5 protein-coding genes are annotated in these 9889 nt (G+C 66.0%); 2 read left to right on the top strand and 3 right to left on the bottom strand.

The genetic code is table 11. The annotated features are described in order from the left end of the window. A partial coding sequence (locus tag HY699_25030; GenBank protein MBI4519068.1) for a GIY-YIG nuclease family protein occupies positions 1-104 on the bottom strand: 104 nt, incomplete at its 3' end. A gap of 410 nt (positions 105-514) precedes the next feature. On the opposite strand from HY699_25030, the gene HY699_25025 reads away from it, so the two are divergent. Further along, positions 515-4732 (top strand): CSLREA domain-containing protein, encoded by a 4218-nt coding sequence (locus HY699_25025; protein ID MBI4519067.1) that lies wholly within the window; start codon positions 515-517, stop codon positions 4730-4732. Here HY699_25025 and HY699_25020 read toward each other — a convergent pair. Continuing rightward, a complete protein-coding gene (locus HY699_25020; GenBank protein ID MBI4519066.1) occupies positions 4713-5057 on the bottom strand; it encodes a hypothetical protein in 345 nt (114 codons plus the stop codon). The two genes, HY699_25025 and HY699_25020, sit on opposite strands and share 20 nt — an antisense overlap. Beyond that, the gene (locus tag HY699_25015) at positions 5044-5328 is read right to left on the bottom strand and encodes a BrnT family toxin (protein ID MBI4519065.1); all 285 of its coding nucleotides are present in this window, start codon (positions 5326-5328) and stop codon (positions 5044-5046) included. Before HY699_25015 ends, HY699_25020 begins: the two co-directional genes overlap by 14 nt. Before the next feature lie 476 nt (positions 5329-5804). Between HY699_25015 and HY699_25010 the strand changes: the two genes are divergently transcribed. Beyond that, on the top strand, positions 5805-9752 hold the full coding sequence (locus HY699_25010; GenBank protein MBI4519064.1) for a PAS domain S-box protein: 3948 nt from the start codon (positions 5805-5807) through the stop codon (positions 9750-9752). Positions 9753-9889 lie beyond the last annotated feature (137 nt).

Below are 9889 nucleotides of genomic sequence, written 5' to 3'. Positions count from 1 at the left end.
CTCTTATGCTGCCACACCCGCGTTGCCAGCTGTGAGGTCACCCCAATGTACAGCGTGCCGTTCCGTTTGCTGGCCAGGATGTAAACGCAGAACTGCTTGTCCATAGCGCCAAACGCCAATCTGGATTCCCGCTTTCGCGGGAATGACGGCCATAAGACCGAACCACGTTACCCACAAATGAACCACGTTACCCACAAATTTGTCGCGCACCCCCTTCGAGACGGCGCCGCGCGCCTCCTCAGGGCGGATGGAGGATGGCCTTGTACGGCAAGACAATACCCGCTCGTGCTGAGGATCTCCGCCAGGAATAATAGGGCGAACCGACCGAAGCGCCGAAGGCGCCGACGCGCAGGCGAAGCCGTGGCGTAGATGCGGCGCTTTCGGCCGCTGACCGCAGGGAATTGCGGAACTCTGGGAAACCTTAGCGCCGGATTAGCGAATTATAGTGCGCGCTTGCAACTTGTGCATCCGTGTGTCACATGGCCGCCTTGTCATGCGCTCCGGGGCGGGGAGGATGCTGCTCAGGGCTCTGGTCCTGTGCAGTGCAAGCTGGCTAGCTTCAGCGAACGCTCTTGCCGCGGGTCCTTACCTCATCGAGGTGCGCCAAGTTGTCGCGAGCGACGGCGGCGCCAACGCGCGCTTCGGTCAGGCGGTGGCGATCGACGGAGACACGGCCGTAGTCGGCGCTCCGCAGGATGCATCCTGGACCGGTGCCGTGTACATCCGGGCCCGCAACCAGGGGGGCGCGGACAACTGGGGCGAGGTAAAGAAGATCGCGGGGAGCGATCCGGCCCCGAACCGCGTTTTCGGCCACGATGTCGCGCTGAGCGGAGACACGGCCGCGGTGGCGGCGACCGACTCGACGGTGCGCATCTTCGAACGCAACGCCGGCGGGGCCGACAACTGGGGGGAGACGAAGAAGATCGTCATCGGTGCCGCCGGAGCGGGGTGGAGCATCGCGCTCGACGGCGACACGCTGGTGGCCGGCAGCCCGTATGAAGCGATCGGACCGAACACGCTGCAGGGCGCGGTCTATGTCTTCGCGCGCGATCAGGGCGGCGCGGGGAACTGGGGGCCGGTGAAGAAGCTGCTGGCGAGTGACGGCGCGGCCAACGATCTCTTCGGCACTTCGGTGGGGATCGACGGCGACAGCATCATCGTCAGCGCAATCGGCGCCGACGCCGGGGCCAACGTGGATCAGGGGGCCGCGTACGTGTTCGACCGCAACTTCGGCGGCGCCGACAACTGGGGCGAGCGCCGCAAGCTGCTCGCCGGCGACGGCGGCGGCAACGACCAGTTCGGCATCTCCGTCGCCATCGCCGCCGACGCGGCCGTAGTCGGTGCGGTGTACGACGACATCGGTGGCAACCTCGACCAAGGCTCGGCCTACGTCTTCGCCCGCAACCAGGGCGGCGCCGACCAATGGGGCAGCGTGAAGAAGCTCGTCGCCAGCACGCCGAGCACCTTCGAGCAGTTCGGCGTGTCGGTGTCGATCGACGCCGACACCGTTGTGGTCGGCGATCTGTCAGCGGGCCTGAGTCTTTCCGCCTTCAATCCCGGCGCCGCATTCGTGTTCCAGCGTAATCTGGGCGGGGCGAACAACTGGGGCGAGTTGCAGAAGCTGGTCGCCAGCGCGCGGGCTGGCGCCTTCGGAGCGGGGTTCACCGACGCGGTGGCCGTGAGCGGCGGGACGGTGGTTGCCGGGGCACGATACGACGATGTCGGCGGCAACGATCTGCAGGGCTCCGCGTATGTGTACGATACGGTCGGCGGCCCGGATCCGACCGTAATCGTACATCCCTTGACGGTTGAGCAGGGCACGCTGATCATCGGTACCCTGGCGGTGGCGAGCGACGATGCGACGCCCCCGCAATCGCTAGGCGTCAACGTCGGCGCCGCCCCGCCCGGCATGACGCTGAGCGGCATCACCAACGACTTCGGCCGCATATCGGCAACCGTCGCGGCCGACTGTTCGGTGACGCCCGGCGACTACGCGGTGTCCTTGCAGGTGACCGACGGTGACGCCAACGTTTCGCTGGTCAACCTGGCAATCACGGTCGCGGCCAATACCCCGCCGACGGTCGGCACCTATTCGGACGCCACCGTCGGCCTCGGCGGCGCCATCAACCTCGCCGCCAGCGTGCCCCCGGACGACGCGGGAGGCGGGCCGCTGCTGACGCTGACGGCTTCGGCCCCGGGGTTCACCGGCACGTTCAGCGGCAACCTGCTGACCGGAACGCTGACCATCGCATCGGCCGGGCCCGCCGGCACCCACACCGTCACGGTTACCGCAACCGACACCTGCGGCGCGACGGCAATGAGCACATTCTCGCTGACAGTCCTCGGAGCGCTCACCACGCTGTCGGTCAACACGACGGCGGACACCGCGGCTGACGACGGCAATTGCTCCCTGCGCGAGGCGATCACGAGCGCCAACACTAACGCGCCATCGGGCGCCATGCCCGGCGAGTGTCCCGCCGGACTTGCCGGGACCGACATCATCGGCTTCGCCATCGCCGGCGCGGGTCCGCACACGATTGCGCCGGCATCGCCGCTGCCCACCGCCACCGAGCCGGTCATCATCGACGGCGCGACGCAGCCGGGCGCGAGCTGCGCCACCTGGCCGCCGACGCTGCGGATCGTACTCAACGGGAGCGGCGCGGGCGCCGGCGCCGACGGGCTGACGCTGAGCGCCGGCAACAGCGTCGTGCGCGGATTGGTGATCCAGGAGTTCGCCGGGTCCGGCATCAACATGCACACCGGCTCGAACGACGTGGTGCAGTGCAATTTTCTGGGCACCGACGTCACCGGCACGCTGCCCACGGGGAATGGGATCGGAGTGCGCAGCTACCCCAATGGAACCGTGGTTCCCGCCAACCTCATCGGCGGCCCCCTTGCCGAGCACCGCAACCTGATCTCCGGCAACGGCACCGGCGTGAACGCCAGATCCCATGCCAACAGCATCGTTGGGAACTACATCGGCAGCGACGTCAGCGGCGCCGCTGTCCTCGGCAATCTCACCGACGGTGTGTTTCTCGTCGACGTCGGGAAGAGCTTCGGCGCGTGGATTTACGACAACCTCATTTCAGGGAACGGAGCGAATGGCGTCCACCTGTCCATTGGTTCGGTGGGGGCAACGGCCCACGCCGTAAGGAACCGCATCGGCACCGACGCAAGCGGCCTCAATGCCCTGCCCAACGGGGCAAACGGTATCCTCAATAGTGGGTTCGCGGCCTGGGGCTTGGCCGCATCGGACAACCTGATCTCGGGCAACGCGCTCGCGGGCGTGGACTGCGGAGGCGGCATCGGTGACTTCATTTCCGGCAATCGCATCGGTACCGATGCCACCGGTGCAGCGCCGCTGCCCAACGGCCGGGATGGAGTACGGTTGTCGGGCGGGGTCTCTGGGCCGATCCTGGCCCAGGTCGTTTCAAACCGGATCGCGTACAACAGGCGCGACGGGGTGCGGATCGAAGGCACAACGGTGCTTGGCAACCTCATCTCCGCGAACGAGATCTTCGAAAACGGCGGCCTCGGCATCGATCTCGGCGGCGACGGCGTGACGGCCAACGACGCCGGCGACGCGGACTCCGGCCCCAACCACTTGCAGAACTTCCCGGCGCTCACCCTGGCGGTAGCGAACAACGGCACGACGACCGTCGCCGGTACACTGTCCACCGCCGAGCCGAATTCCGAATTCACCATGGAGTTCTTCGCCAACGACGCATGCGACCCGTCGGGTCACGGTGAGGGCATGACCTTCCTCGGCAGCGCCGCGCAGACCACCGATGGCAGCGGTAATCTGACGTTCCAGGTCGTCCTGCCCGTTGAGGTCCAACCCGGACGCATCATGACCGCGACCGCGCACATCTCCGACTCCGGCAGCGCCAACTGGAGGGATGCATCGGAATTCTCGGCTTGCGCGGCCGTGCAAGGCGTCGCGGCCAATAACCAGCCGTCGTTGACACCGCAAACCATGAGCCGGCAGCAAGGCAGCCCCGCCTCGGTTGGAACATTGGCGACGGCGAACGATGACTTCACGGCGGCCGGCGATCTCGTCCCCGCGCTCGGCCCGCTGCCCGCCGGCATCAGTATCAGCGGCGGGGCCAATAACGGCGGCTCGATCGACGCCGTCGTCGGCGCCGCATGTACGGCGCAATTGGGCGATAACCCTGTGAATGTGCAGATCACGGATGGCGGCGGGTTGGTCGCGGCGGCCGACGCCAACGTGAACGTGACCGCGAACACACCCCCGGCGCTCGGCGCGTATCCGGCCGTCGGCCCACTGTCGGGAAACGGCACCGCCACCCCCGACGCGCCACCTTCCGACAACGGCTCGGTGGTGAGCCTCGTCGCGTCCGCGCCCGGCTTCACGGGCTCGTTCTCGGGCGATCCACTCACGGGAGTGGTAGATATCGTCAATGCGGGACCGGCGGGCCACCACGTCGTGACCGTCACCGCCACCGACAACTGCGGCGCACAGAGCCAACGGGCCTTCGATCTCGAGGTGCTTCCCCGCGTACAGTCGATCCCGGCCCCCGCGCATTCGTGGCCCCTGCTCGCCGTGCTCACCGGCACGCTGGCCCTCCTCGGAGGGAGAATAATCAGCGCAGCGCGGGCGCGAAAACTGGACCGGATCAGCATCAGTGATCGCGCTTGCCATCTTAGCCCGCCGCGTCTGCTTCCCGCGAGCGCCCCCCGCCCCCGTGGCGCTACCGTCGCGTCTTCTTGACAGCGGAGGCCTTATAGGTGTTCGGCCTCCGTGCGGGCATGCGATGCCGCGCCAGCTTTGGCGATCGAGCGATGCGTACAACCTTCTCGGTCAGCCATCGATTGGCGAGCGTTTCCGGCGACACACCACGGATGCGTGCCTCGGTCTCGATTTGCTCGTAGAGATCCGGGTCGAGTGTGACCCGGTGGCGGCGTAGTGCGTGGACTTCGAAGTCCACCTCGCGAACCGTCGGGGAGTCGTCGAGACTGTGTGAGTCCCAGAACTCGCCGATTGCCTGCGGGGTGGCCGCATGAGAGACGCTGCTCTTTCGGTCACTTCCTGTCATGTCGTTTGCGCTCCTTGCTGTCCATGTCCCGTGCGCTGAGAATCAACGCAGTCCTGTCCGCCTTGTAGATGAAGAAGACGATCAGATACCGTCCAGCGTCCGTCTGACCGGTGGCCGCATAGACGTCCTCTCCGTCGCGATCTCCGTTTTCCACGAACCAAAACCGCGGGCGGTTGAAGAAAACCTCCTCGGCCTCGTCCTGGTCGACATGATGCTTTGCCCACAGCTTGTCGACGATATTGGGAAGCCAGACGAATCCATCGATCAGCATCTCGCCGGCAGCATACCAGCATAGAGCTCAAACCACGAGCCACGCCAAACGCAAAAGGGTTCTCACGGAAGCCCATGCGGGTCATCGCCTCGCGAATCTGGCGGCGCGCACTTCCACGACGTACGCCGGGCGCTTGCTATGCGCGAGCGGGGCGCGGCGCGGCGCCCGGCCCGTGTCGCCGTAGCCCCACAGCACGTAGGTCTCGGTTGCGGACAAGAGGTGTGCAGCAAGAAAGGCGGCCTTGCAGGAGGTGAAGCGGTCGAGGCCGTAGGCGGCGCTGGTCCGCGACACGCGCGCCGGCACATCGCCGGCGCGCTCTGCAGCGTTAACAAAACGGTCGTTTTCGGAGATTTCGGCACTGTCGTAACAGCGATCTGCGGGATTCGTCGCTGCTCTGATTGATCCATAAGTCCAGCGCGGTGGCATTGCAGGTGCAACAAGGCGTTGCGCTTTGGCGGAAGGACTGGGCGCAGAGCATGATCTACGAACCTCTTGCCAACACCCCGGGACCACCTGCGCCCCCGGCAAATAGTGCACCGCCAGTAACCACGCTTGCGAGCGGACCTGAAGCCACCCGGGCCGAGTTGCGGGAGATCGCTGATCGCCTGCTGGTGGTGCGCGGGCGGGTCTTCCTGCTGATTCTGCTCGGTCAGATCCCGCTGTTTGCCCTCGGGGAGTGGTTCTTCAGCCCGAGCGCGTTTGCGCCGTTGTTTGGCGTCAAGCTCATCCAGGCTGCGGTCGCTGGCGCGGCTCTGCTAGCTCTACGAGGGTCGGACAGCTGGCGGTACGCCCGACTGATCGCGCTGGCGGTGGCAGCCGCGCTGTGTTTCACCACCGCCGCGTCCAACTCCCTGAATCACGATCTCACACTGACGCCGCTATTGCTCACCGTTCTCGCGCTGGGCGCGGCCACGCTGTTCCCCTGGGGAATGGGCCCGCAGGCGGTGGCCGTAGCGACGGCCGGCTTGGCTATCTTGTGGAACGTCTACGCTGTAACCGGCACGGTGGCAGTTGCCGCCGGCTTGCCGGCCTTGGGCTTCGGCGTCGCCTTCCTTGGTTCGGTCTATGTGGCCTTCGAATTCGAGCGTTACCGGCTGGATATAGAGCGGCGCAATCTTTCGTTGCGCGGCTACCAGGACGTCGTCGAGACCACCACGGATCTGATTCAGTGCGTTGCCCCGGATGGCTCGTTGACGTACGTCAACCGAGCGTGGCAGCAGGCGCTCGGTTACTCTGCCGAGGAAGCGCGGCGGCTGTCCGTCTCCGACATCCTTCATCCCTCAGCCGCCGGGCATTGCGTGGAGGTGTTTGGACGCCTGATGGCCGGCGAGAATGTCGGCCAGCTCGAGGCCACCTTCCTGACCAAGGACGGCCGCACCCTGATGGTCGAGGGGAATGCCAGCTGCGCGGTTCGGGATGGCCAGCCCATCGGCTGCCGCGCGGTCTTTCATGACGTTACCGAGCGCAAGCGGGCGGAGGAGGCCGTGCAAGCCAGCGAACGGCGATTCCGTGCGCTCATTGAAGGAAGCACCGACGCGGTCGCGTTAGTCGCGGCTGAGGGAACGCTGCTGTACGTGAGTCCGGCTGGCGGTCGCATCTTCGGTCGACCCGCTCAAGCCGACGTCGGGCACATGGCCTTTGAGCTGATGCATCCCGAGGATACCCCGATAATGCTCGACAGCTTGGCCCGTCTGCTGCAACACCCCGAGGAGAGCGTTAACACACAGTTCCGTTACTCTCACAGCAACGGCTCGTGGCGCTGGCTTGAGGCCATCGGCCAGAACCTGTTGGCTGAACCGAGCGTGCGGGCCATCGTGGTGCATTACCGCGACATCACACAACGTAAGCACGCCGAACAGCAACTCGCTGCTCAGCTCGCCGTCACGCGTATCCTGGCCGGGGCCACAACGGTGCGCGATGCCCTGCCCAAGATCGTTCAGGCCCTGTGCGGCTGCCTCGGGTGCGACCTTGGTGCGGTCTGGCAAGTGGAGCCGGACAACCAGCTGCGCTGCATCGAAGTTTCGCCCATGGCTCCGGTCGAGGCAGGTGAATTCGCGACCCAGAGCCGCCAGCTCCGGTGTTCCCCCGGCATCGACCTCCCGGGCCGCGTGTGGGCCAGCGGCGCGCCCGCGTGTGTTCCCGACATCGCGGCGGATCCGCGCTGCTCGCGGGCGGGGGCCGCGGCCGCGGCCGGGCTGCACGGCGCGCTGGCCTTTCCCGTGCTGAGCGAGGGCGCCGTCTCCGATGTCATCGAGTTGTTTGGCCGGGAGATCGCGCAGGCGGACGACGCGCTCCTCACCACGCTCGTCACCATCGGCGGGCAGATCGGCATGTTCATCGAGCGGCGCCGCGAAGAGAAGGCACGCCAGCAAAGCGAAGAGCGTTACGGCGAGCTGTTCGAAAACGCCAACGACGTTATCTACACCCACGACCTCGCGGGCAACTTCACCTCTCTCAACCGGGCCGCCGAACGAGTGATCGGCTACACGCGCCAAGAGGCGCTGCGCCTGAACCTCGCCAGTCTCCTGACGCCGGAATCGTTCGAGCTGTCGGCGCGGTTGATCGCCGGTGGAATCGCCGGGCTTGATACCCGAAACACATTCGAAGTGGATCTGATCGCGAAAGACGGCCGCCAACTGCGGCTCGAGGTTCGCGCACAGCTGGTCTACGAACGCGGCACGCCCGTCGGAGTGCAGGGCATCGCCCGCGACATCACCGAGCGCAAACGGACCGAGGCAGAGCTGCAACGCGCCAAGGAGGCGGCCGAGGCCGCCAACCGCGCCAAGAGCGAGTTCCTCGCCAACATGAGCCACGAGATCCGCACGCCCATGAATGGCATCATCGGCATGACCGAGCTGGCGCTGGATACCGCACTGTCGCCGGAGCAACGCGACTACCTCGGCATGGTGAAGTCATCCGCCGATGCGCTGCTGTTGGTGATCAACGACGTGCTCGATTTCTCCAAGATCGAGGCGGGCAAGCTACAGCTCGATCCGACGCAGTTCCGGCTCGACCACACCTTGGATCACGCCATGAAGGCTTTGGCAGTGCAGGCGGACGAGAAAGGGTTGGAGTTGCTCAGCCATGTGCTTCCCGGCGTGCCCGACGGGCTGGTGGGCGACCCCGGCCGGCTGCGCCAGATCATCGTCAACCTCGTCGGCAACGCCATCAAGTTCACCCAGCGCGGCGAAGTGGTCGTTCGGGTCGAGCTCCAACCGGCGCGCCTCGCCGGCTGCGATGCTCCCGTCGAACTCCACTTCTCCGTCCGAGATACCGGCATCGGTATTCCGGCAGAGAAGCGGCAAGCGATCTTCCAGCCCTTCGAGCAGGTCGATGGCTCCACCGCCCGCAAGTATGGCGGTACGGGCTTGGGGCTGACCATCGCCTCGCAGCTGGTGGACCTCATGGGCGGGCGCATGTGGGTCGAGAGCGAGGTCGATCGGGGCAGCACCTTTCATTTCACCGCTCGGTTTGAGAGGTGCGACGAGAGCGTGAATCAACTGGCCGCGATTGAGCCAGAGCAGTTGCACGGGCTGCGCACGTTGGTCGTGGATGACAACGCCACCAACCGGCTCATTCTCGAAGAGATGTTACTCAACTGGCATATGGAGCCGCGGGTGGTGGACAATGGCCGGGCTGCCCTTCTGGCGATGGGGCGGGCTGCCGCCGCCGGGGAGCCCTACCGCCTCGTGCTGCTCGACGCCATGATGCCGGAGATGGACGGATTTGCCGTGGCCGATCAAATACGGCAGCGCCCGGAGTTGGCCGGCACGACCATCATGATGTTGTCCTCCGCCGGGCAGGCGGCGGCCTCGGCCCGCTGCCGCCAGCTCGGCATCGCCGTGTACCTGACCAAACCCGTGCGCCGCTCCGACCTGCTGGACGCCATCCTCAGCGCCATGGCTAACTCCACGCTGGTGCTCGATCACCCGCCGGAACGCCCACCGGCTACTCCCGGCGCGTCGCTGCGCATCCTGCTGGCAGAGGACAACGTCGTAAATCAGCACTTGGTGGCGCGGCTGATGGAGAAGCGCGGGCACCAGGTCGCGGTGGCGCGTAATGGGCGTCAGGTGTTGACCCTGCTCGATCAGGGCGGCGGTTTCGATCTTATCCTGATGGATGTGCAAATGCCCGAGATGGACGGCTTCGAGGCCACCGCCGAAATCCGGTGCCGCGAAATAGCGAGAGACGGCAATTCGCAATCCCCTCGCGTTCCCATCATCGCCCTGACCGCGCATGCCATGAAAGGCGATCGCGAGCGGTGCTTAGCCGCCGGCATGGACGACTATGTCTCCAAGCCGATCAAGGCCGAGGAACTGATAGCCGCCGTCGAGCGGCTGGGCCTGCGTTCGCTGCAAACATGTCCGCCATCGGCGGCAGGCGCGTTCGGAGGCCAGGTATCTCCGGAGCTTGTTCCCGCCTGATCTGGCAGCGCTGGCGCGGCGCGCTAGTGCATACACCGAGAGCCAGCCCGTATACTTGGGAATACACCTTGCAAGCCGGCGCCAGTCAGCTCAGGTGCCGGAATCGCCCTTCTTGCCCCTGCGAAGAACCCGATTCC

The sequence above is a fragment of the Deltaproteobacteria bacterium genome (genome assembly GCA_016210005.1).
GTDB lineage: Bacteria > Desulfobacterota > Binatia > HRBIN30 > JACQVA1 > JACQVA1.
This window is presented reverse-complemented; position numbering and strand designations above follow the sequence as displayed.